The sequence below is a fragment of the Lactococcus sp. SK2-659 genome (assembly GCF_020218185.2).
Taxonomy (GTDB): domain Bacteria; phylum Bacillota; class Bacilli; order Lactobacillales; family Streptococcaceae; genus Lactococcus; species Lactococcus lactis.
In genome coordinates this window covers 838,993-862,941 of record NZ_JAIWQZ020000001.1, presented here as the reverse complement: position 1 = coordinate 862,941, position 23,949 = coordinate 838,993, and the positions used below count along the sequence as shown (strand labels likewise).

Genomic DNA, 23,949 nt, shown 5'->3' with positions numbered 1-23,949 from the left:
TAGCTTTGAGAACTTTAAAAACTCTGGCTAATAGATGGGCAATTTATGAAAATTGCTCTTTTTTTTGCTAAAATAGAAGGCGAGGTTATCATAAAATGGGTATAAAATATCAACAAAATTATCAAGTTCCTTTCTATGAAAGTGATGCTTTTAAAAAAATGCGAATTTCAAGCCTTTTAGCTGTGGCTTTACAGATTTCTGGAGAGCAATCAACGGCACTTGGACGCTCAGATGTCTGGGTATTTGAGAGATATGGCCTCTTTTGGGCAGTTATTGAATATGAATTGACGATTCATCGTTTACCAGAATTTAATGAAAAAATAACAATTGAAACTGAAGCAACTAGTTATAATAAATTCTTTTGTTATCGGAATTTCTCATTTTTAGATGAAAATGGAGAAGTTTTAGTTGAAATTCGTTCAACTTGGGTTTTGATGGATAAGGCAACGAGAAAAATTGACCGTGTATTGGATGAAATTGTTGATCCTTATGAATCTGAAAAAGTATCAAAAATTTCACGTCCTCATAAATTCCGTAAAATTGACGAATTTATTGATGCTCAAAAAATTGTTTATCCTGTCCGTTTTTCAGCATTAGATATGAATGGACATGTTAATAATGCGAAATATTATGATTGGGCAGCTGATATGGTGGATTTTGAATTCCGTAAAAGTCATCAACCCAAACATGTATTTATAAAATATAATCATGAAGTCCTTTATGGTGAAGAAATTAATGCTTTAATGTCTTGGGAAGACGAAGTGAGTCATCACAATTTTAATGACGGAAGTACTCAAATTGAAATTCACTGGGGAAAAATTTAATGACAGCTCTGTCAGTAAATTTTAGTGATAAAAAGTAGAAGAGAATAAAATGACAAATAAAAAATATGGTGGTTACTTAATTGACCTTGACGGGACAATTTACTTGGGAAATAAGCGTATTCCTGCAGGCGAGAATTTCATTCATCGGCTACAAGAGGCTAAAATACCTTATCTTTTGGTCACAAATAACACAACAAAAACACCGCGCGTGGTACAACGCCGTTTGAGTCAACAATTTAATATTGACACTCCATTGGAAACGATTTATACTGCAAGTCTTGCTACTGTTGATTATATGAATGATTTAGGCTTAGAAAAAACAGTTTATATCATTGGAGAAGATGGTCTTAAAGAAGCGATTTATGAGGCAGGTTACAAAAAAGATCGTGAGAATCCAGCTTACGTTGTGGTCGCTTTAGATACTGATTTAACTTATGAAATGCTTGTCCTTGCTACTCTGGCAATTCATAAAGGAGCTAAATTTATCGGAACAAATCCAGATTTGAATTTGCCAAACGAACGTGGTTTGACTCCTGGAGCTGGAGCGCTGATAAAAATGCTTGAAGCGGCAACACGTGTTGAAGCAACCATTATTGGTAAGCCAGAAGCTATTATAGCCAATAAAGCGGTCGAAAAATTAGGGCTTCCTAAATCTGATTTATTAATGGTTGGCGATAATTATCTGACAGATATTCATACGGGCATTAATAACGGAATTGATAGCTTGCTTGTCACAACTGGATTTACAAGAGCTGAAGAAGTACCAAATCTTCCAGTTCCTCCGACTTATGTAGTAGCTAGTTTAGATGAGTGGGAAGTTTGAAAATATTACTGACAGGTCTGTCAGTAATTGATTGCTTTTAAAAATTTACTGACGGAAAAATTAATTTCTGTCAGTAAATTTTAGAATACTTTGGGAGCGCCTATGAGAGATAAAGTCATTTTTGGATTTAGTATTTTATGGATTATTGCCTTGTCAGTAACTTTAACTATTTTTTTGGCGATTCCCTTATTTTTTGGTGAAATTTTTTGGTATCAATTAACCGATTTAGTTCAAATGACTGCCAGTAAAATATGGCATAATTTTTTAATTCTGATGAATTATTTAATTAATCCTTTGGAAACGAAACTATCTATGCCTGATTTCCCTTCGTCAGCAAGTGGTCTTCACCATTTTGCAGAAGTGAAAAATTTGTTTATGCTTGTTTTCTTTCTGACAATCATTTTGATTCCTTTCATTATTCGATATATGAAAGAAAATCTTTCGCTTGTTTTCCATAATGCGCTTAGAGTTGTTATGCTATTTCCTTTAGCAATTGGAGTTATTGCTTGGCTAATTGGCTTTGACCAATTTTTTGTAGCTTTTCATGAAGTACTTTTTCGGGATAATAGTTGGCTCTTTGACCCAGCGACAGACCCGATTATTAGCGTTTTGCCTGAGCAATTTTTCATGCATAGCTTTTTAATCTTTTTACTCATCTATGAATTAATCTTTTTTGTAATTTATAGACGTGGAACTTTATTTTTAAAGAAAAAATACTGACAGAGTGGTCGGTGTTTTTTTATTGTTTGCTATTTCCGAATGATATAGTGTGTTTTTTGAAGAAATAGAAGTAAATAACTAAAAAAACCGTTTAATTGAGATAAAATGAATAAGGAAGGTTGAGCAGACAGAGATTTTATAATCGTTCAACTAGTGAAACCCGAAGGGTTTGGTCGGTCTTTTCTGTAAATCAAATCATAAATGAGTTCACAGGCTAGAAATTCATAAAAGCCTACTCATCCTCAAGGAGAAATTGCAATGAATAATCTAAACTCAGTATTTGACTACGAAGACATCCAACTTATCCCAAATAAATGTGTCATTAACAGCCGTTCGGAAGCAGACACAAGCGTAAAACTGGGAAATTTTACGTTCAAGCTCCCTGTTGTTCCAGCGAATATGCAAACCATTATTGATGATAAAATTGCTGAAATGCTTGCAAAAGAAGGCTATTTCTATATCATGCACCGTTTTGAAGCAGAAAATAGAGCGGCATTTATTAAAAAAATGCACCAACAAGGCCTGATTGCCTCAATTTCTGTTGGTGTTAAAGCAGATGAACATGCCTTTATTCGTGAAATTTCAGCAGACGCACTCATTCCCGAATTTATTACAATTGATATTGCTCATGGACATGCAGATTCTGTTATTAAAACGATTCAATTGATTAAACGTTTGATGCCACAAACTTTTGTTATTGCTGGAAATGTTGGAACGCCAGAAGCTGTCCGTGAATTGGAAAACGCTGGAGCAGATGCGACTAAAGTCGGCATTGGCCCAGGGAAAGTATGTATCACAAAAGTTAAAACTGGATTTGGTACAGGTGGATGGCAACTTGCAGCGGTAAAATGGTGTGCTAAAGCAGCAAGTAAACCAGTTATTGCTGACGGTGGAATTCGTACCCATGGCGATATCGCAAAATCAATCCGTATGGGAGCAACAATGGTAATGGTCGGTTCACTTTTTGCTGCACACGAAGAATCACCAGGACAAACTGTTGAACGTGACGGACAACTTTTCAAAGAATATTTTGGTTCGGCTTCAGAATATCAAAAAGGTGAACACAAAAATGTCGAAGGAAAGAAAATTCTCCTTCCTCACAAAGGCTCACTTAAAGATACATTGAAAGAAATGGAAGAAGATCTCCAAAGTTCAATTTCTTATGCTGGCGGTCGTGATTTGTCTGCGCTGACAAAAGTTGATTATGTTGTTGTTAAAAACTCAATTTGGAATGGTGATGCGATTTAGTAAGCATTTTCTTTCCCATTGTTCGGGAATACCAAAACTTATGCTTGAAAAACTTTAGCATTTAGTCTATAATAGAACAATCTTATTTATACCTAGAATATGGCTGGGCGTTTCTACCTCGTACCGTAAATGCGAGACAATAAGGAAATTCGATTTTTCAGTAAATTTAATTTCTTTTTTGCGTATTTGAAACGTCTTGTTATTTTTTATAACGAGACGTTTTTCTCACCTGTGGGCACAGATGAGAAAAAATTTTTTTAAGGAGAGAATAATGAAGTTATTAGAAGACCGCATTCATACAGACGGTCAAGTATTAGGACAAGACATTCTTAAAGTTGACCGCTTTTTGACACACCAAGTGGATTATCAATTGATGAAGGAAATCGGGAAACGTTTTGCACAAGTTTATGCAAATGCAGGAGTTACAAAAGTCGTAACCATTGAAGCAAGTGGGATTGCCCCTGCTTTATATGCTGCTGAATCACTCAACGTTCCAATGATTTTTGCTAAAAAAGCAAAAAATGTAACCATGAATGATGATTTATTGATTACAGAAGTTTATTCTTTCACTAAAAAATTAACTTCAACTGTCCAAATTTCAAGCAAACTCATTGAAGAAGGCGATAAAGTCTTGATTATTGATGACTTTTTAGCTAATGGTCAAGCAGCACTTGGTTTGGTTCATTTAATGGAACAAGCTAAAGCAGAAGTTGTCGGTTTAGGAATGGTGATTGAAAAATCTTTCCAAGATGGCCGTCAAAAACTTCTTGACCAAGGAATGAAACTTACCAGTCTTGCCCGGATTGAAAAATTTGAAGATGGTAAAGTCATCTTCGCCCCAGCCGATGATAAAGATTTCGACTAAGCTTAAGCAATAAGAAAATAAAAAAAGAAAAATTTAAGGAAAATCAAAATGTCTCAAAAAAATGAACAAAGCCAGGAGCAAAGTAACTCAAAATCTGCTGTTTTAGGATTACAACATCTGCTGGCCATGTATTCAGGTTCAATTCTTGTTCCAATCATGATTGCTGGAGCTTTAAATTACTCAGCGACTCAGTTAACCTATTTAATTTCGGCAGATATTTTCATGTGTGGTTTAGCCACTTTCTTGCAACTTCAACTACGTAAGCACTTCGGGATTGGCTTACCAGTTGTCCTTGGAGTTGCTTTTCAATCTGTTGCTCCATTAATTATTATTGGTCAGAGCCACGGCTCTGGAGCAATGTTTGGTTCATTAATGGTTGCAGGGGTTTTCGTTATTTTGGTTTCAGGAATTTTCTCTAAAATCCGAAAACTATTTCCACCAATCGTTACTGGTTCAGTGATTACGACAATTGGTTTAAGCCTTATTCCTGTTGCTATTGGCAATATGGGGAATAATGTTGACAAACCAACAATCCAAAGTTTAATTTTAGCTGTTTCAACTATAGTGATTATTCTTTTAATTAATATCTTTACTACTGGATTTATTCGTTCTATTGCTATTTTAATTGGACTTATTGCTGGAACAATTTTGGCTGCTAGCATGGGCTTAGTTGATTTTTCAGTTGTTTCTCAAGCACCATGGGTACACTTGCCACAACCTTTTTATTTCTCAGCACCTAAATTTTATTTGGCTGATTCATTAATGATGATTATTATTGCTATCGTGTCATTGGTTGAATCGACAGGAGTTTATTTAGCTCTTGCTGATATTACTGGTGAAAATCTTGATGAAAAACGTTTGCGTAATGGTTATCGTGCGGAAGGATTTGCTGTATTTCTTGGTGGTGTTTTCAACACTTTCCCTTACACAGGTTTTTCACAAAACGTTGGTTTAGTGCAATTATCAGGAATTAAAACACGTAAACCTATTTATTTCACAGCTGGATTTTTAATTGTATTAGGACTTATTCCAAAATTTGCCGCTGTTGCACAACTTATTCCAACTCCAGTACTGGGTGGAGCGATGTTGATTATGTTTGGTATGGTTGCCACACAAGGAATTAGAATGCTGGCAAAAGTTGAATTTGAAGGAAATCAAAATCTTCTGATTGCTGCGGTTGCTATTGCAATGGGTGTTGGTTTTAACTCAACAAACTTATTTACAGCACTTCCAAGCTTTATTCAACCTTTTGTTTCTAATGGGATTGTGATGAGTACTGTTTCAGCAATTATCCTGAATTTAGTATTTAATCATGGAAAAAAAGATGAATTAGTTACTGACGAAACAAAATAAAATAAAAACCACCGTTGAGGTGGTTTTTTTATTGAATTTTTTCTAAATCTCGCTGAAATTTCTTTTCAGAGTAAATTTCAAAAGAACCATCAGGTGCTACTAGGAGGTACTCTCCAAGTCGTCCAAAGGCTGGGATACGTACTTGATTGACTACAAGATAAATATTATCCGGATAAGCATTACTCAGCTTATTTGGGGAAATATAAAGCCCTAGCCAGTCCAAATGTTTTATTTCTTTAGAAAGGGTATTATGCTCAGCTGGATTTTTTCTAGACATTCCGTCAGCAAGTAATTTTTCTTTGGTCTCCTTATTCATTGCAAATTGACCAGACCACGAGAGCTGTCCTTTCTTAAAAGCCTCTAAGACCCACGATTCGTTTGCGGGTTTAGTCAGGCTGATTTGCCAATATTCAACAATTTCATTGCCTAGTTTAGCCTTCATAAAATGCTCCTTATTCTTGTATTCCCCTCTTATTTGTCTTCATTATAGCACTCGCTAAATAAAAGAACAATAAAAAAACGCCTGTCAGTAACAAGGCGTTTGTCTATTTATAAATACAATTATTTTAACTTATCTTTTTCATAAGTATGAACGAGTTCTAGTCCACGGAAATCTTGTTGTTTTAAAGCTTCATAGACAATCATACAAGCACAATTTGATAAATTTAATGACCGAACATGTTCGTCATTCATTGGAATACGAATGCATTCATCACGATGTTCATGCATAAATTCTTCAGGTAAACCTGTATCTTCACGGCCAAACAAGAAGTAGTGATCTTTTTCATCATCGGAGTAATCAACGTCAGAATAAACATGTTCAGCAAATTTACTGACCAAATAGAGTTGTCCTCCGTCATTAATTGAATTCATAAAATCATCTAAATTTTTATGATAGACAATATTTACCTTATCCCAATAGTCTAAACCAGCACGCTTAAGATGCTTATCAGAAATTTCAAAACCAAAGGGTTCAATTAAATGTAAAACGGTATTAGTAGCCGCACAAGTGCGGGCGATATTTCCTGTATTGAAATGAATACGAGGTTCAAAAAGAGCAATATGATTCATGAAATACACTTTCTTAATAACAAAAATTTTACTGACAGCCTTATCAAAAAATCTATGAGTAAAATGTAATTATTTAAGAACATTTTACCATAAGCAGAAGAGCTGTCAGTAAATTAATTAAAGTAAAAAACAAAAAAACTAGACCCCTCGGAGTCAATCTCAGCAAGAAGTCTAGTTGGGGGACTAATTTGCTTTAATCATAACAGGAAAGATTGAAACAAATTAATATAATTGATATCATACCACTTCTTTTGTATTTTGTAAAGAGAAAACTAAATTTTTTTGATAAAAAAAAGAAATTATTTTTAAAAATGAGTGACCAATATCAAACTTGTCAAAGCGAAAACAGCAAAAATTTGCTATAATAGTAAAAGTAAAAATCAATGAGAGGGGTTGCTATGATAATTGGAATATGGGCAGAAGATGAAGCAGGTCTTATCGGTGAAGCTGATAAAATGCCTTGGTCTTTACCTGCTGAACAACAACATTTTAAAGAAACAACCATGAATCAAGTGATTTTGATGGGACGAAAAACGTTTGAAGGAATGAATAAACGTGTATTGCCAGGGAGAATAAGTATTATTTTAACTCGCGATGAAACTTATCAATCAGATAATGAAAAAGTGCTCATCATGCACAGCCCTAAGGAAGTTCTAGATTGGTACCATAAGCAAAATAAAGACTTATTTATCACAGGAGGAGCTGAAATTTTAGCCCTTTTTGAATCTGAACTTGAATTGCTCTATCGAACAGTTGTTCATGAAAAATTTAAAGGAGATACTTATTTTCCAAGTACATTTGACTTTGGAAGATTTAAGCTAGTCTCTGAAAAATTTCACGATAAAGATGAGCGGAATTCTTATACTTTTACAATTAAAAAATATGAAAAAGTGAAACAACCATGACAAAATCAATTTTTGGGCTTTTCACAGCTCTCCTTTGTTGGATTAGCATTGTCATCGCTATTCAATGCTTTAGAAAAAAACGTTGGGGTCTGGGAGTATTGTTTTTACTCAATGCTTTTACGAACCTCGTAAATACAATTCACGCTTTTTCTGGAACTTTATTTTAAAAAATAGAAAAAGTGCCTTTTAAGTAAGCCAATAATACTTACTTTTTATGTTAGTGAAATCAGGAAAAAAACTATGTCAAATACACAAAATCCAAATATACATTGTTCTTTCTGTGGAAAGAGTCAAGATGATGTAAAAAAAATGATTGCCGGTTCAGACGTTTATATTTGTAATGAATGTATTGAACTTTCAACTCGAATCTTAGAAGAAGAATTAAGAGAAGAACAAGATTCAGAAATGCTTGAAGTTAAAACACCTAAAGAAATGTTTGACCATTTAAATGAATATGTGATAGGTCAAGAAAAAGCAAAACGTGCACTTGCAGTTGCTGTTTATAATCATTACAAACGAATTAATTTTACAGCAAGTAAAATTGCTGAAGATATTGAACTACAAAAATCAAACATTCTATTAATCGGACCTACCGGTTCTGGTAAGACTTTTCTCGCTCAAACTTTAGCGAAATCACTCAATGTTCCGTTTGCGATTGCAGATGCGACAAGTTTAACTGAAGCTGGTTATGTTGGAGAAGACGTTGAAAATATTCTCTTAAAACTTTTACAAGCGAGTGATTTCAATATTGAACGTGCAGAACGCGGAATTATCTATATCGATGAAATTGATAAAATAGCTAAAAAATCTGAAAATGTATCAATTACTCGTGACGTTTCTGGGGAAGGTGTTCAACAAGCCCTTTTGAAAATTATTGAAGGGACAGTAGCTAGTGTTCCACCACAAGGTGGACGTAAACATCCTAATCAAGAAATGATTCAAATTGATACCAAAAATATCTTATTTATCGTTGGTGGAGCTTTTGACGGGATTGAAGAAATTGTCAAACAACGTTTAGGTGAAAAAATTATTGGTTTTGGTGCCAATAATAAAAAATTAAATGACGATGATTCTTATATGCAAGAAATTATTGCCGAGGACATTCAAAAATTCGGATTAATCCCTGAATTTATTGGTCGTCTGCCAATTGTTGCTGCTTTGGAACGTTTGACCGAAGAGGATTTGATTCAAATTTTGACAGAACCTAAAAATGCTTTGATTAAACAATATAAACAACTCCTTTTATTTGATAATGTTGAACTTGAATTTGAAGATGAAGCCCTCATGGCAATTGCTAGAAAAGCAATTGAGCGCAAAACAGGAGCGCGTGGACTTCGTTCAATTATTGAGGAAGTAATGATGGATATCATGTTTGAAGTTCCAAGTCATGAAGAAATTACAAAAGTTATTATTAATGAAGCAGTTGTTGACGGAAAAGCTGAGCCACAAATGATTCGAGAGGCCAAGAAAAAATGACCATAAATACAAATAATCTGACAATAACAATTTCAGCAGCATCAAAAAAACAATATCCAGAAAATGATTGGCCAGAAATTGCCTTAGCTGGGCGTTCAAATGTCGGTAAATCAAGTTTTATTAATACTTTACTTAATCGTAAAAACTTTGCCAGAACTTCTGGTCAACCTGGTAAAACACAGTTGCTCAATTTTTATAATATTGATGATCAACTTCATTTCGTTGACGTACCTGGTTACGGCTATGCTCGTGTTTCTAAAAAGGAACGCGAAAAATGGGGTAAAATGATTGAGGAATATTTGACAACAAGAGAAAATTTAAAAGCAGTAGTCAGCTTAGTTGATATTCGTCATGAACCCTCAGAAGATGATTTGATGATGTATGAGTTTTTGAAATACTACCATATTCCAGTGATTTTAGTTGCGACCAAAGCCGATAAAGTTCCACGTGGTAAGTGGAATAAACATGAATCTATTATCAAAAAAGCAATGAAATTTGATAGTACAGATGATTTTATTATCTTTTCTTCTACCGATAAGACAGGATTTGAAGAAGCTTGGGAAGCGATTTTAAGATATCTCTGAAAATAGTGCTATGAAGAGATTCATAGCCTTTTCTACACTTAAAAAGAGGAAATATGTACAAAATAAAACTTAATAATATAAAATTTAGGGCACATATTGGTGTTCTGCCAGAAGAAAAAGTTCTCGGACAAAATCTCGAAATTGATTTAATCGTGGAAACAAATTTTGATTTTTCAGGAAAAGACGAATTAGATGAAACTTTGTCTTATGTTGATTTCTATGAGGCAACAAAAGCAGTTGTAGAATCTTCAAAAGCTGATTTAATTGAACATGTTGCCTTTGAAATTATTCAAGCAGTAAAGGCTACTTCAGAGCGTATATCAACGGTTGAAGTCCATCTTAGAAAATTAGCCGTACCGATTGAAGGAATTTTTGATTCAGCTGAAATTGAGATGAGAGGCTAAAGCTGGTTTTTAAGATAAATATTTTAAAGAGATAGAAGAGAAACAAAATCATAAAAGATTATGTCTAAATGGAGGACTTATGCAAACAACTTACTTAAGCATGGGAAGTAATATTGGTGACCGTCAGTATTATTTACATGAAGCCATTCGTTTATTGGGAAAACACCCTAAAATTATGATTGAAAAAGTATCAAATTTTTATGAAAGTACTCCAGTCGGCGGCGTCAAACAAGATGATTTTACTAATTTGGCATTAAAGGTGGCAACGCTACTTGAACCTTTGGAATTATTATCTTTTATTCATGAAGTTGAGCTATCCTTGAACCGTGAGCGGAAAATTCATTGGGGGCCAAGAACAATTGATATTGATATTATTTTCTATAACGACTTAGAAATGCAAGAAGAAAACTTGGTTATTCCACATAAAGAAGCTTTTAATCGTCTTTTTGTCTTGAAACCTATTTTTGAACTTATTGATAAAGACTTTAAATATTATGCGTCAATAGAAAAAGCAATAGCCGAACTTTCAGTAAGTGAACAAGAGCTCCATGTGATAAAAGAAGAAGAAACACCGAGAAATCGTATTGAAGATGCCGTTAAAGAGATTCTCTTTGCAGTAGGTGAAAATCCAAATCGAGAAGGATTACTTGAAACTCCAGCGAGAGTAGCTAAAATGTATGAAGAAATTCTTTCGTCACAACGTCTATGCAAGTTTAATGAGTATAAACTTTTTGAAATTGATTCTTCTAAAACGGATTCAATCGTGTTGATTAAAGATATTCCTTTTTATTCAATGTGTGAGCATCATATGTTACCATTTTTCGGGAAAGCTCATGTTGCCTATATTCCAGCTGATGGAAAAATTATTGGCTTGTCAAAAATTCCCCGTTTAGTTGATTATGTTTCGCGCAAACTCTCGGTTCAAGAAAATATCACTCATGATATTGGAGATATTTTGACTGATATTTTGAATCCTAAAGGAGTGGCAGTTCTTGTTGAAGGACGTCATATGTGCGTTGAAATGCGTGGAGTAAAAAAAGTAAATTCTATTACTAAAACTTCTTATTTTTTAGGTGAATTTAAAGAAAATAACGAAAAAAGAATGGAATTTTTAGAAAGTCTTTTATGAAAATCTTAGAACTTAATCAAGAATCTTTTTCTCTTAAAAATATTATCCTAAAATTTGATGAGTTAAATCACAATGAAATGATTTCTCTTCAAAAAAAACTTTATCGAAATGGTAGTTTGACAAGACTGGCTCCAGACTCCTTGTTAGTAGTTTTAACAATTGATGACTTAGCAAAATTGATTAATCTTTTTGAAAATGATGAAGATAAAAAAATGCTTGAAGTGATTTATAAACGTCATCAAATCATTTGGTCAGGTAAAAATTTCAATTTTGATTTAACTAGAAAGTCAATTGTCTATTCAATCGTCAATGTTACACCAGACTCTTTTTATGATGGAAATCCAGATAATTTAAACCTCTCTCATATTTTAAAAAGAGTAGAAGCTGATTTAGAAAATGGAGCTTCTGTTCTTGAGCTGGGAGGGAAATCATCGAAACCAGGATATGACGATATTAGCCCAGAAGAGGAATGGAACAGACTGAAAGAACCTATTCTTGAGTTGAAAAAAAACTTTCCTAAAGCGATTTTTGCTGTCGATACGGATGAAGCTTATGTCATGGAACGAGTTTTAGACGCTGGGGTTGATATTATTAACGATATTGATGGTTTTGATACAAATGATAAATTAAAAGTGGTAGAAAAGTATCAACCGGCTTTAGTTGCTATGAATAATGGGCGAGCTGGTTTTAGTTATGCTGATAATGTTTATGAAGAACTTCCATTATTTTTTGAAAATAAAAAAGAAGAGTTACTTCAACTTGGTTTAAAAGCTGAACAAATCGTTATTGATCCTGGAGTTGGTTTTTTTAATGGAGATTCAGGTTCAGATAGTCTTGAGCGGGTTAAAGCAACTGAAATTTTAAGCAGAATAGGTTTACCTCTTATGATTGCAATCTCTCGTAAGTCATTTATGGGAAAACTCTTCAATGCCCAAGGAGATGAGCGGCTTTTTTCAAGCCTTGTCCTAGAAGCGCATATGGTTGCTGACGGGGGACGGATTTTGCGTGTTCATGATGTTAAGGAGACTAAACGTTTACTCGATGCAATTGAAATTTATAAGGAATTTTAAAAATGAATGAAGACCTAATTGCTGAAATTCAAGCTTTATCTGCTATTGTAAGTGAAGAAAAATTTTCCGAGATTATTCGATTATTGAAAAATTCGACTTTAGAGCTTCGGGGGAAAAAGAATCCAGATTTACAATTGTCAGCAAGTGCATTAGTTTTTAAAAAACATAAACTATTTTTTATTGAACACCCTTATCAAAAGGAGCTTTTGCTTCCAGCAGGTCATGTTGAACTAGGAGAAAAGCCATTGGAAACTGCGATTCGTGAGTTCCATGAAGAAACAGGTTTTTCAGCGTCAGAATCAGGCAAGTTGGTAGATGTTAACTTGATTAATATTCCTTACAACAAAATTAAGAATGAGAAAGAACATCAACACATTGATTTTCGTTTTCTATTGGAACTAAAAGAAAAAGAAGCAGACCTTGCTGAATTGCCTTTTTTCCTTCTTGATAGAACTGAAGCTCCTGATGAATTTAAAAAATATTATCAATACAAAAGATAAAGTAGAAAAGGTCACAAAATGTCTATAGAAGAAGCATTGGAATGGATACATTCACGTTTAAAATTTAATATTCGCCCAGGCCTAAGTCGTGTTTCGGCCCTTTTAGAATTGCTTGGTCATCCAGAAGAGTCTTTGTCAATGATTCACGTTGCTGGAACAAATGGAAAAGGCTCCACAGTCGCTTTCACACGCTCAATCTTTATGCAGGCAGGTCTGAAGGTTGCTTCTTTCACAAGTCCTTTCATCACCACTTTTGGTGAGCGGATGTCGATTAATGCACTACCGATTGCTGATGATAAATTAATTTATTATGTAGAAATGATCCAACCACTTGTTGCAGAACTTGATAAAGATGCTGAACTGACTGGAATTACGGAATTTGAAATTATCACGGCAATGGCTTTTAAATATTTTGCTGATGAGCAGGTTGATTTAGCGGTTATTGAAGTTGGTTTAGGTGGACTTCTTGATTCAACAAATGTGATTAAACCTGTTGTTTCTGGAATCACAACAATCGGTTTAGATCATATTGATATTCTTGGTTCGACGATTGAAGAAATTGCAGCTCAAAAGGCTGGAATTATTAAACCAGGAATTCCAGTAGTTGTTGGAAATATTGAGTTAAAAGCACTTCGGGTTATATGGGAAGTGGCTAGAAAAAATACAGCGCGTGTTTATCAATTTCCATATGATTATCGTACGGAAGTAGAAGAACACGAACATTTCAATTTCTTTTCTGGTCAAGAAGCAATATTGGATATTGAAAAATCTTTAGTTGGCTTACATCAAATAGAAAATGCTGGTATGGCTATTGAACTTTCTCTGGTTTATGCAAGTAAGGTTGGGATTGAATTGACTGAGGATGTGATTCGCTCTGGAATTCGTGAGGCTTTTTGGCCAGCTCGTATGGAAAAATTGGGTGAAAAACCACTCATTTTACTGGATGGTGCTCATAATGTTCATGCGATGAATCGTTTGCTTGAAAACCTTAGCTCTGAGTTTCCAGATAAAAAGATTACAATCATTTTTTCAGCCATTACTACAAAAGATATTAGTCAAATGATAAAAATGCTTCAAACTGTGAAAAATTCGCATCTGATTTTGACAACTTTTGATTATCCGAAAGCTTTGAATTTGGGAGATTTTCAAAGATTGGAAGAAGAAGGGGTTGAATTGGCTCCAAGTTGGGAATTAGCTTTAGTTCGTGCGCAAAAAAATTTAGCTGAAGATGATTTGTTATTAGTTACAGGCTCTCTCTATTTCTCATCTCAAGTTCGTGAGTTTTTGAAAAAAGAGAAGTAATAACTAAAATGATTTTTTAGTTTTTAAAATTAATAAATAGTTGTAAATTTAAAAAATTCGGCTATAATAAAATAGATTTATAAATTCATTTCTTTCTTTTGAAGAAATGACGAGGAGGAAAAGACAATTTTGATCGTATTAGCAGGTACAATTGGTGCAGGGAAGTCGAGTCTAGCAAAGGCTTTAGGAGAACATTTAAAAACGGATGTTTTTTATGAAGCGGTGGACAATAATCCTGTACTTGATCTTTATTATCAAGATCCTCAAAAGTATGCTTTCTTGCTACAAATCTATTTTTTGAATAAACGTTTTGAATCAATTAAAATGGCTTATCGTCAGGATAATAACGTGCTTGACCGTTCGATTTTTGAGGATGAGCTTTTCCTAACTTTGAACTATAAAAATGGAAATGTAACAAAAACTGAATTGGAAATTTATCAAGATTTATTAGCAAACATGTTAGAAGAACTTGATGGAATGCCCAAAAAACGTCCGGATTTATTGGTTTATATTGATGTGTCATTTGAAACAATGCTCTCAAGAATTGCACAACGTGGACGTTCATTTGAACAAATTGAAAATCAAGAAGGACTAAAAGATTATTATGCTCAAGTGCATGATGAATATCCTGATTGGTATAAAAATTACAACATTTCGCCAAAATTGAGAATCGATGGTGATTCTATTGATTTTGTCAATAATCCTGAACATCTTGATGAAGTTTTGGGACAAATCGATAATGAGTTGAAAAAACTAGATTTGCTTTAAAAAATAGTGAAATTATTATTACTGACAAGGCTGTCAGTAATTTTTATTCTTTTAAATTTACTGATCTTTCTGTCAGTAAATTTTTTTCGATAAAAATGGTATAATATTAAGAAATTGAGCGAAAGTTATTTTTTGAATTATCTTAAAATTTAATTTTTGTTTGAAAAGGAGAAGTGATGACAGTAAATATAGCAATATTGGGGTTTGGGACAGTTGGAACTGGGCTTCCAACTTTAATTTCTGAGAATAAAGAAAAACTATCAAAAATTTTAGATGAAGAAATCGTCATTTCAAAAGTTTTGATGAGAGATGAAAAAGCAATTGAAAAGGCTAGAGCACAGGGTTATCAATATGATTTTGTTCTAACTTTAGAAGAAATTTTGGCTGATTCTGAGATTTCAATTGTTGTTGAGTTGATGGGACGGATTGAACCGGCTAAGACCTACATTACGAAAGTGATTAAAGCGGGTAAAAATGTTGTCACAGCCAATAAGGATTTACTGGCTGTTCATGGAACTGAATTGCGTGCTTTGGCAGAGAAACATCATGTTGCTCTTTATTATGAAGCGGCTGTTGCTGGTGGGATTCCAATCTTAAGAACTTTAGCCAATTCATTTTCATCAGACAAAATCACACATCTTTTAGGAATTCTTAATGGAACAAGTAATTTTATGATGACGAAAATGTCAGAGGAGGCATGGACTTACGACCAATCTTTGGCCAAAGCTCAAGAACTTGGTTATGCTGAATCTGACCCAACAAATGATGTTGACGGAATTGATGCCAGTTATAAATTAGCGATTTTAAGTGAATTTGCTTTCGGAATGACGCTAAGTCCCGATCAAATTTCTAAATCTGGCCTCAGAACGATTCAAAAAACTGACGTTGAGATTGCTCAACAATTTGGCTATGTTTTAAAATTGACAGGTGAAATTAATGAGGTTGAATCAGGAATTTTCGCTGAGGTTAGCCCAACTTTTCTTCCAAAAAGTCATCCATTGGCTAGTGTCAATGGTGTTATGAATGCTGTTTTTATTGAATCAGAGGGAATTGGGGCCTCAATGTTCTATGGGGCGGGAGCAGGTCAAAAGCCAACCGCTACGAGTGTTTTAGCTGATATTGTTCGAATTGTTAAACGGGTAAAAGATGGAACAATTGGAAAGTCATTTAATGAATACGCACGTCCAACGAGCTTAGCTAATCCTCACGATATTGTAAATAAATATTATTTTTCCGTTGAAACACCAGATTCAACTGGGCAATTATTGCGCTTGGTGGAGTTATTTACAAGTGAAGATGTCTCTTTTGAACAAGTTTTACAACAAAAAGGTGATGGACATCGCGCAGTTGTTGTGATTATCAGTCATCAGATTAACCGCGTTCAACTTTTGGCCATTCAAGATAAATTAAAAGAAGAAGTAGATTTTAAATTACTTAATTATTTTAAAGTTTTGGGGGACTAGGAAAATGAAAATTATTGTACCAGCGACATCAGCAAATTTAGGCGCAGGTTTTGACTCAATTGGTATTGCGGTCAACTTGTATTTGACAGTGGAAGTACTTGAAGAAAGTAATGATTGGAAAATTGACCATGATTTAGGAAATAATATTCCTACTGACGAAAAAAATTTATTACTGACCACGCTGTCAGCAGTTTTGAAAGCTAAAAATAGAAGTCTGTCAGTAAAATATCATTTGAAAATGACTTCGGAAGTTCCTTTAGCAAGAGGTTTGGGTTCATCAAGTTCAGTCATTATTGCTGGGATTGAATTAGCTAATCAACTAGCAAAGCTAAATTTGACAACAGAAGAAAAACTTGAACTTGCTTGTGAAATTGAAGGACACCCTGATAATGTTGCACCAGCACTTTTGGGAAATTTAGTTATAGCAAGTACTGTTGCTGACAAAACGAATTATGTTAGCTCAGACTTTCCTTCATGTAAACTTCTAGCTTTTGTTCCAGACTATGAGTTAAAAACTGTTGAAAGTCGAAAAGTTTTACCTAAGGAATTGGCTTACAAAGAGGCCGTTGCTGCCAGCTCTATTGCAAATGTACTGACAGCCAGTCTTTTGACAAAAAATTTAAAAGTTGCTGGGCAAATGATAGAATCTGACCGTTTTCATGAGAATTATCGCGCTTCTTTAGTTCCTGAACTCAAAATTTTGCGAGAAATTGGCCATGAATTTGGTGCTTATGGAACTTATTTATCTGGGGCGGGGCCAACAGTAATGCTCCTTTTACCCGATGATAAGCTGAATTTACTGACAGAAAAAATTAATGAGCAAAATTTATCTGGTCAACTTTATTCCTTGGAAGTTGACAGTAATGGATTACAAGTAGAAGAGTCTGTATTATAAATACAGATTTTTTTCTTGATTATTTTACATATAAAATGATATAATCATTAAAGCAAAAAAGAATGTAAAGTAGTTCACTAACTTTCATTTTATTTGTCAGAACAAGGTTTTTGATTGATCATTTTTTTAAAGTTAAAAGTAATGAATAATTAAATTTCTTTTATTGACAGGAAATGTGATTTAAATGAAAAACCATTATTGCCCTACTGTCCGCTTTTTTAAAGCAAGAGTTTAAAAAGAAAAGGAAACTCAAATGGCTCAAACAAAAAAGGCAAAAGTCAGAAATCTGATTATTGCTGCGATGCTAACTGCACTTGGAATTCTAATTCCAATGATTATGCCGGCTAAAATTATTATTGGTCCTGCATCATTCACGCTTGCCTCACATGTTCCTGTAATGGCTGCCATGTTTTTCAGTCCATTAATGACCGCTTTTGTTGCTCTAGGAACTACCCTAGGATTTATGATTAGTATTCCGGTACCAACTATCTGGTTGCGTGCCCTTATGCATCTCCCTGTAATGACAGTGGGTGCTTATGTCCTAAAGAAACATCCTGAACTTGTTCATCAAAAAGTTAAAATCCAAATTTTTAATTTTATTCTCGGTATTTTTCATGCTGGTTTGGAAACTTTAGTAGTTTATGTTTTTTATTCTTTAGGATTTGCAAATATTGATCAAGCTGCTCTACTTAATCTTCTATTATTGATTGGTTTTGGTGGTCTTGTTCACAGTATGATTGATTTCAATTTAGCGCTTGGTTTGTGCAATGTTTTGAGCAAAGCCTTCCCGATTGATATCTTCGATAAAGCTAAAGGTTTCTTGAATAAAAAGAAAGTTAAAGCCGAAATTTAAGACAAAATTGTCATCTTTAATAGAAAATGATAAAATAAGGATATGATAAAAGAAACTGACCTTGAAAATATCCCAGATTTGCTGGTTAAATTTAATGAACCATTATCAAAATATACTTATACAAAAGTAGGTGGACCAGCAGATATCTTAGCTTTTCCAGCTACAATTGAAGCACTGACAGAATTATTAGTCAAAGCAAAATCAACTGACACAGCAGTTACTGTGCTTGGAAATGCTTCAAATCTGATTGTGCGTGATGGTGGAATTCGTGGCCTTGTGATTTTACTTGAAAAATTAGAATCAGTAAAAGTAGCTGGCTATACGATTGAAGCTCAAGCTGGTGCAAAATTAAAAGAAGTAACACAAGTGGCACAAGCGAATTCACTGACAGGTTTTGAATTTGCCTGCGGAATTCCAGGTTCAATTGGCGGTGCTGTTTTCATGAATGCTGGAGCTTATGGTGGCGAAATTTCTCAAGTTTTGGTAAGTTGCAAAGTGATGGATACTGACGGAAACGTTTCGGTTCTGACCGCAAGTGAAATGCAATTTGGCTACCGTCATTCTGTCATTCGTGACAAAAATTTGGTTGTTTTGTCAGCAAAATTTGAACTCCAAGCAGGTGATCCGACTCAAATTCAAAATGAAATGAATCGACTCAATTTCCTGCGTGAAAGTAAGCAACCCTTGGAATATCCAAGTTGCGGTTCAGTTTTCAAACGCCCAGTCGGTCATTTTGCGGGACAATTAATCCAAGAAGCTAATCTACAAGGCGTACGCATTGGCGGTGTTGAAGTTAGCAAAAAACATGCAGGTTTCATGGTAAATGTTGCAAATGGTAATGCGACAGATTACGAAAAACTTATCGCACATGTTATTGATAAAGTGAAAGAAAACTCAGGGGTTACTCTTGAACCAGAAGTTAGAATAATCGGTGAAAAATAAGACAGGATTTTCCTGTCTTTTTCAAATTTCAACTTGATAAATCATCTAATTTAAGCTATAATTAGTGATGTTCTGTGCATATACAGAAGATTTGACCGCTCAATTTTACTGATGAATAAGCCGTCAGCAAATTAGACCTTTCTATCTGCCAATTTAATGGTTGAATTCTGGATTTAATTTACTGATAGAAATTTCAGCAAAGCTGAAACTTCCCTTATCCACCGATTCAATGACTTCCTTTGGTCGCATTGAACTGACGAAACTAAAAATTTCTCAAAAATACTTTTCGTCAGTAAAAATAACATCTCGTCAGTAAAATATTGACGATTTGTCAGTAAAAATTGAGCCAAGGCCAGACGGACAGCCGGGTCAAAAGCCGAAATTGGCGACTTTCGTTGCCTTATTGATTAACTCTTTTTAGGAGTTATGGGGAATATAAAAGCCCCACCCAAGAAAAACACGCTTTGGCGCATCAATAAGAGTATTAAAAGTTCTTCTGCTGTATAGACTCTGCACTAGATTTTTCTGTTTGTCCTTTTGGAATCAGAAAACTTAAATTGATGATGAAACCAAGCGTTGGCTTGGTTTTTTATATTACTTACAAGCAATTTTACGGCTTATCACATCTTTATATTCAAAGGAATTAAAAAAATGTCAAAAACAATTATCGAATTTAAAAATGTCAGTAAAACTTATGCTGACACTGATACAACCGTTCTTAAAGATATTTCATTTGAACTAGAAGAAGGAAAATTTTATACTCTTTTAGGCGCGTCAGGTTCAGGAAAATCAACAATTTTAAATATTATCGCTGGGCTTCTTGATGCAACCGATGGTGATGTTATTCTTGATAATAAAAGAATTAATGACTTACCCGCAAATAAACGAAATGTTCATACTATTTTTCAATCCTATGCTCTTTTTCCAAATATGAACGTTTTTGATAACGTCGCTTTCGCTCTTAAAATTAAAGGGGTAGATAAAAAGGAAATTGCCAAGCGTGTCTCTGAGAGTTTAAAACTCGTGCGCTTAGATGGCTTTGAAAAGCGTTCAATTACTAAATTATCAGGAGGGCAAAAACAAAGGGTAGCTATTGCCCGTGCCATAATTGATCGCCCTAAAGTTCTCTTACTTGATGAATCTCTTTCAGCACTTGATATGAAACTCAGAAAAGATATGCAATATGAATTAAGAGAGTTACAACAAAGTCTTGGAATTACATTTATCTTTGTTACGCACGACCAAGAAGAAGCGCTAGCGATGTCTGATTGGGTCTTCATCATGAATGAAGGCGAAATTGTGCAATCAGGGACTCCAACTGATATTTATGATGAACCAATTAATCATTTTGTTGCTGATTTCATTGGAGAATCAAACATTCTAAACGGAAGAATGATTGAAGACTACCTCGTTGAATTTAATGGTCAGAAATTTGAAGCTGTCGATGGTGGGATGCGTAAAAATGAACCAATTGAGGTTGTTATTCGCCCTGAAGATATCTGGTTTACACTTCCTGACGAAGGCAAATTCAATGTAAAAGTAGATACTCAACTCTTTCGTGGCGTCCATTATGAAATTGTAGCCTACGATGAATTTAATAACGAATGGCTCATTCATTCAACACATAAAGCCATTGTTGGAGAAACAGTTGGACTCGATTTTGACCCAGAAGCCATTCACATCATGCGTCTTAATGAAACCGAAGAAGAATTTGACGCACGTATTGAAGAATATGTTGAAGAAGAAGAAACGGTCGGTTTAGCTAATGCTGTCGAAGAAGAAAATGCCGAAGAAGAAGCTGCCATTCAAGAAGCCGTTAAAGAAGCGCTTGAAAACACGATGGAATTGACAGAACTTGCTGAAACAGTGAATGAAATTTTACAAAAGCAAGAGAATGAACCTGAGTCAGAAAATAAAGAAAGTGGGGCCAATAAGTGACCAAAAGAATTTATTCTGTTCCCTATTTTCTCTGGATTCTTTTCTTTGTTATCGTCCCTTTGGCCATGCTTTTATGGCAATCATTTTTTGATTTAAATGGTCACTTTACCCTTAACAATTATATCCTCTATTTTTCTAGCGGAACTTACCTCTTAATGACATGGAACTCTATTCTCTACGCACTGATTATTACTGTAGCAACCCTTGTCATCTCCTACCCCGTAGCTTATGTTTTGACCAAACTAAAAATGAAACAATTTTGGCTCATGCTCATTATTTTACCGACTTGGGTTAACTTGTTACTCAAAGCTTATGCCTTTATTGGAATTTTTGGTAAATATGGTTCAGTTAATAACTTTTTACAGTTTTTGGGAATTGGACGGACACAGATTTTATTTACTGACCTAAGTTTTATTTTGGTCGCATCATATATTTCCATTCCCTTTATGGTTTTACCAATTTTTAATGCTTTAAATGATTTAGATGATAATTTGGTAAATGCGAGTGCCGATTTAGGCGCCTCACGTTTCCAAACTTTTACTCAAGTGATTTGGCCACTCTCACTAAACGGTGTCAGAGCTGGAGTGCAGGCTGTCTTTATTCCTAGTTTGTCACTCTTCATGCTGACGCGTTTAATCGGTGGGAATAAAGTCATCACACTCGGTACGGCCGTTGAAGAACACTTCCTAACGACACAAAACTGGGGAATGGGTTCAACCATTGCTGTTGTCTTAGTTGTAGCCATGTTGATTGTCATGAGAATGACGAAAGAAAGGAGAGATTGATTTGCAAAAGAAAAATTCGCTTGGTAAAGTTTACCTCACCTTTGTCCTCATCCTTTTATATGCACCTATTTTTTACCTTGTTTTTTACTCATTCAACTCCGGAAGTGATATGAGTAAATTTACAGGTTTCACATTAGATAATTTCAAAACGTTATTTGCTGACAGTCGTCTAATTCTGATTGTTGTTCAGACTTTCTTTCTCGCCTTTTTAAGCTCACTGATTGCTACAGTTATTGGAACAATTGGTGCTTTGAACCTTGTTAAATTCAAGAGAAGACGTCGTGAAACTTTACTGGGCTTAAATAATGTCTTAATGGTTTCCCCAGACGTTGTCATCGGAGCTTCCTTCCTGATTTTATTTACAATTGTTGGAATGAAACTTGGTTTTATGTCTGTTTTACTCAGTCATATTGCCTTCTCTATCCCTATTGTTGTTCTGATGGTAATGCCGCTTTATCAAGAAATGGATAGTTCACTCATTGATGCCGCAAATGATTTAGGGGCAAATTCAAGCCAAATAATGCGTGAAATTACCCTGCCCTATTTAACACCAGGAATTATTGCAGGTTTCTTTATGGCATTTACTTACTCTTTAGATGATTTTGCCGTCACTTTCTTTGTCACAGGAAATGATTTCACAACCCTATCAGTTGAAATCTATTCCAGAGCTCGCGCCGGAATTTCTTTAGAAATTAATGCCCTTTCTACTCTTGTATTTCTCTTTTCAATTCTATTAGTTATAGGATATTATTATATTATGAGAGATTCAGAAACTGTTGGAAAATCTTCAAATCTGACTTAAAACTATTTTACTGATACTTTGTAGCTCAAAGTATAGAAAGGAGAAACTTGAAAAAATTATTATACTTCTTTGTAGGAATTTTGATTATTACTGCCTCGTTAGGACTGATTACTAATAGAATGAAAGCTGCTGATGGAGTCAAAACTCAAAATAATAGCCTGACCATTTTTAACTGGGGAGAGTATATCGACCCAGACCTGATTAGTAAATTTCAAAAAGAAACAGGTTATAAAGTAAACTATATGACCTTTGATTCCAATGAAGCCATGTATTCAAAAGTCAAACAAGGAGGAACAGCTTATGACCTGATTGTTCCTTCCGATTACATGATTGAAAAAATGGCCAAAGAAAATTTGCTCATTAAGCTAGACCATAGTAAAATTAAAGGTTTAAAAGATGATGACCCTAAACTCCTCAATCCGGCTTTTGACCAAGGAAATCAATATTCTGTTCCATACTTTTGGGGAACATTAGGGATTGTTTATAATTCAAAAACAGTAACAAGGCCACCAAAAACGTGGAATGATATCTGGTCACCAACTTACAAAAACTCAATTTTACTGACAGACAGTGTGCGTGACGTTATGGCGATGGTCCTTAGTAAACATGGATATTCATTAAATACAACCAACCAAAAAGAGCTAGATATAGCCTATCAAGACCTTCTGAAACTTACACCAAATGTAAAAGCCATTTTGGGTGATGAAATTATGAATTACATGATTAATAATGAAACACCTTTAGCCGTTGTTTATAGCGGACAAGCAGCAGAGATGACCTCTGAAAATAAAAATTTGAAATATGTTATCCCTGAGCGAACAAATATTTGGTATGACAATTTAGCCATTCCAAAAACAGCTAAAAACGTCAAAGCAGCTTACGCTTTTATTAATTTCATGCAAGAACCCAAAAATGCGGCCCAAAATGCGCAGTGGATTGGTTATGCAACCCCAAATTTGAAAGCCAAAGCCCTCTTACCCAAAGAAATTCGAGATAATAAATCCTTTTATCCAGATGAAGTAACCATCAAAGACGATGAAGCCTACAAAAATCTCAATCCATATTGGACTGGAATTTATAATGATTTATATTTAGAATTTAAGATGAATAAATAAAAAGGCATCTTTGGAGGTCTTTCAAGGACTTTAGGCGACTATTAGTACCTTTGGTGAACCTTGTTTTTAGATAAAAATCAAATATTCATGTCCAATTACGTCCAAAATAAGTAA

Annotated in this window: 25 protein-coding genes and 1 riboswitch; of the genes, 23 read left to right on the top strand and 2 right to left on the bottom strand. The window is 34.4% G+C overall.

The genetic code is table 11. The annotated features are described in order from the left end of the window. Positions 1-95: 95 nt before the first annotated feature. From LDP15_RS04015 to LDP15_RS03990, 6 genes are all read left to right on the top strand, one after another. Positions 96-824, top strand: coding sequence for an acyl-[acyl-carrier-protein] thioesterase (locus LDP15_RS04015; RefSeq protein ID WP_015426345.1), 729 nt, complete (start codon positions 96-98; stop codon positions 822-824). Between the two features lie 49 nt (positions 825-873). Further along, complete coding sequence (locus LDP15_RS04010) at positions 874-1,647, top strand: TIGR01457 family HAD-type hydrolase (protein WP_012897745.1); 774 nt, start codon at positions 874-876, stop codon at positions 1,645-1,647. Between the two features lie 102 nt (positions 1,648-1,749). Continuing rightward, a complete protein-coding gene (locus tag LDP15_RS04005; protein WP_015426346.1) occupies positions 1,750-2,367 on the top strand; it encodes a TIGR01906 family membrane protein in 618 nt (205 codons plus the stop codon). A gap of 258 nt (positions 2,368-2,625) precedes the next feature. Further along, positions 2,626-3,615 carry a GMP reductase gene (guaC, locus tag LDP15_RS04000; RefSeq protein ID WP_012897747.1) on the top strand — a complete coding sequence of 330 codons (990 nt, stop codon included), beginning with the start codon at positions 2,626-2,628 and terminating at the stop codon, positions 3,613-3,615. Between the two features lie 62 nt (positions 3,616-3,677). Next, positions 3,678-3,775: riboswitch (purine riboswitch) on the top strand. 111 nt (positions 3,776-3,886) lie between these two features. Beyond that, positions 3,887-4,480, top strand: coding sequence for a xanthine phosphoribosyltransferase (locus tag LDP15_RS03995; protein WP_003132093.1), 594 nt, complete (start codon positions 3,887-3,889; stop codon positions 4,478-4,480). Positions 4,481-4,528: 48 nt separating this feature from the next. Continuing rightward, the gene (locus LDP15_RS03990; RefSeq protein ID WP_015426347.1) at positions 4,529-5,833 is read left to right on the top strand and encodes a nucleobase:cation symporter-2 family protein; all 1,305 of its coding nucleotides are present in this window, start codon (positions 4,529-4,531) and stop codon (positions 5,831-5,833) included. Positions 5,834-5,861: 28 nt separating this feature from the next. Here the strand turns inward: LDP15_RS03990 and LDP15_RS03985 are convergent, their stop codons facing one another. Both LDP15_RS03985 and LDP15_RS03980 read right to left on the bottom strand, forming a co-directional pair. Next, positions 5,862-6,275: a hypothetical protein gene (locus LDP15_RS03985; protein WP_015426348.1), complete on the bottom strand. Its 414-nt coding sequence runs from the start codon at positions 6,273-6,275 to the stop codon at positions 5,862-5,864. A 119-nt stretch (positions 6,276-6,394) separates the two neighbouring features. Continuing rightward, entirely contained in the window at positions 6,395-6,904 is a 510-nt protein-coding gene (locus LDP15_RS03980; protein WP_010905785.1) for a tRNA (cytidine(34)-2'-O)-methyltransferase, read from the bottom strand. Between the two features lie 398 nt (positions 6,905-7,302). Between LDP15_RS03980 and LDP15_RS03975 the strand changes: the two genes are divergently transcribed. From LDP15_RS03975 to LDP15_RS03895, 17 genes are all read left to right on the top strand, one after another. Then, positions 7,303-7,809, top strand: a complete 507-nt coding sequence (locus LDP15_RS03975) for a dihydrofolate reductase (RefSeq protein WP_010905786.1) — start codon at positions 7,303-7,305, stop codon at positions 7,807-7,809. 240 nt (positions 7,810-8,049) lie between these two features. Then, positions 8,050-9,285, top strand: coding sequence for an ATP-dependent Clp protease ATP-binding subunit ClpX (clpX, locus tag LDP15_RS03970; protein WP_012897750.1), 1,236 nt, complete (start codon positions 8,050-8,052; stop codon positions 9,283-9,285). Next, the gene (gene yihA, locus LDP15_RS03965) at positions 9,282-9,869 is read left to right on the top strand and encodes a ribosome biogenesis GTP-binding protein YihA/YsxC (RefSeq protein WP_010905788.1); all 588 of its coding nucleotides are present in this window, start codon (positions 9,282-9,284) and stop codon (positions 9,867-9,869) included. Before clpX ends, yihA begins: the two co-directional genes overlap by 4 nt. Positions 9,870-9,922: 53 nt before the next feature. Beyond that, a complete protein-coding gene (gene folB, locus LDP15_RS03960) occupies positions 9,923-10,273 on the top strand; it encodes a dihydroneopterin aldolase (RefSeq protein ID WP_003132106.1) in 351 nt (116 codons plus the stop codon). Between the two features lie 79 nt (positions 10,274-10,352). After that, positions 10,353-11,402: a GTP cyclohydrolase I FolE gene (gene folE / locus LDP15_RS03955; protein ID WP_015426350.1), complete on the top strand. Its 1,050-nt coding sequence runs from the start codon at positions 10,353-10,355 to the stop codon at positions 11,400-11,402. Beyond that, positions 11,399-12,472, top strand: coding sequence for a dihydropteroate synthase (gene folP / locus LDP15_RS03950; RefSeq protein ID WP_015426351.1), 1,074 nt, complete (start codon positions 11,399-11,401; stop codon positions 12,470-12,472). Before folE ends, folP begins: the two co-directional genes overlap by 4 nt. A 2-nt stretch (positions 12,473-12,474) precedes the next feature. After that, positions 12,475-12,972 (top strand): NUDIX domain-containing protein, encoded by a 498-nt coding sequence (locus LDP15_RS03945; RefSeq protein WP_015426352.1) that lies wholly within the window; start codon positions 12,475-12,477, stop codon positions 12,970-12,972. Between the two features lie 18 nt (positions 12,973-12,990). Next, positions 12,991-14,274: a folylpolyglutamate synthase/dihydrofolate synthase family protein gene (locus tag LDP15_RS03940; protein WP_015426353.1), complete on the top strand. Its 1,284-nt coding sequence runs from the start codon at positions 12,991-12,993 to the stop codon at positions 14,272-14,274. A gap of 126 nt (positions 14,275-14,400) precedes the next feature. Next, positions 14,401-15,042 carry a deoxynucleoside kinase gene (locus LDP15_RS03935; protein WP_032398530.1) on the top strand — a complete coding sequence of 214 codons (642 nt, stop codon included), beginning with the start codon at positions 14,401-14,403 and terminating at the stop codon, positions 15,040-15,042. Positions 15,043-15,218: 176 nt separating this feature from the next. Further along, on the top strand, positions 15,219-16,505 hold the full coding sequence (locus LDP15_RS03930; protein ID WP_015426355.1) for a homoserine dehydrogenase: 1,287 nt from the start codon (positions 15,219-15,221) through the stop codon (positions 16,503-16,505). A 4-nt stretch (positions 16,506-16,509) separates the two neighbouring features. Further along, positions 16,510-17,400: a homoserine kinase gene (thrB, locus tag LDP15_RS03925; RefSeq protein ID WP_015426356.1), complete on the top strand. Its 891-nt coding sequence runs from the start codon at positions 16,510-16,512 to the stop codon at positions 17,398-17,400. A gap of 253 nt (positions 17,401-17,653) precedes the next feature. Next, positions 17,654-18,253 (top strand): niacin ECF transporter S component NiaX, encoded by a 600-nt coding sequence (gene niaX / locus LDP15_RS03920; RefSeq protein WP_003132120.1) that lies wholly within the window; start codon positions 17,654-17,656, stop codon positions 18,251-18,253. Between the two features lie 42 nt (positions 18,254-18,295). Then, a complete protein-coding gene (murB, locus tag LDP15_RS03915) occupies positions 18,296-19,195 on the top strand; it encodes a UDP-N-acetylmuramate dehydrogenase (protein WP_015426357.1) in 900 nt (299 codons plus the stop codon). 651 nt (positions 19,196-19,846) lie between these two features. Next, positions 19,847-21,133 carry an ABC transporter ATP-binding protein gene (locus LDP15_RS03910; RefSeq protein WP_003132123.1) on the top strand — a complete coding sequence of 429 codons (1,287 nt, stop codon included), beginning with the start codon at positions 19,847-19,849 and terminating at the stop codon, positions 21,131-21,133. Next, on the top strand, positions 21,130-21,918 hold the full coding sequence (locus tag LDP15_RS03905; protein WP_012897758.1) for an ABC transporter permease: 789 nt from the start codon (positions 21,130-21,132) through the stop codon (positions 21,916-21,918). Before LDP15_RS03910 ends, LDP15_RS03905 begins: the two co-directional genes overlap by 4 nt. A 1-nt stretch (position 21,919) precedes the next feature. Then, positions 21,920-22,720, top strand: a complete 801-nt coding sequence (locus tag LDP15_RS03900; protein WP_042230311.1) for an ABC transporter permease — start codon at positions 21,920-21,922, stop codon at positions 22,718-22,720. 47 nt (positions 22,721-22,767) lie between these two features. Then, a complete protein-coding gene (locus LDP15_RS03895; RefSeq protein WP_136122469.1) occupies positions 22,768-23,835 on the top strand; it encodes an ABC transporter substrate-binding protein in 1,068 nt (355 codons plus the stop codon). Positions 23,836-23,949 lie beyond the last annotated feature (114 nt).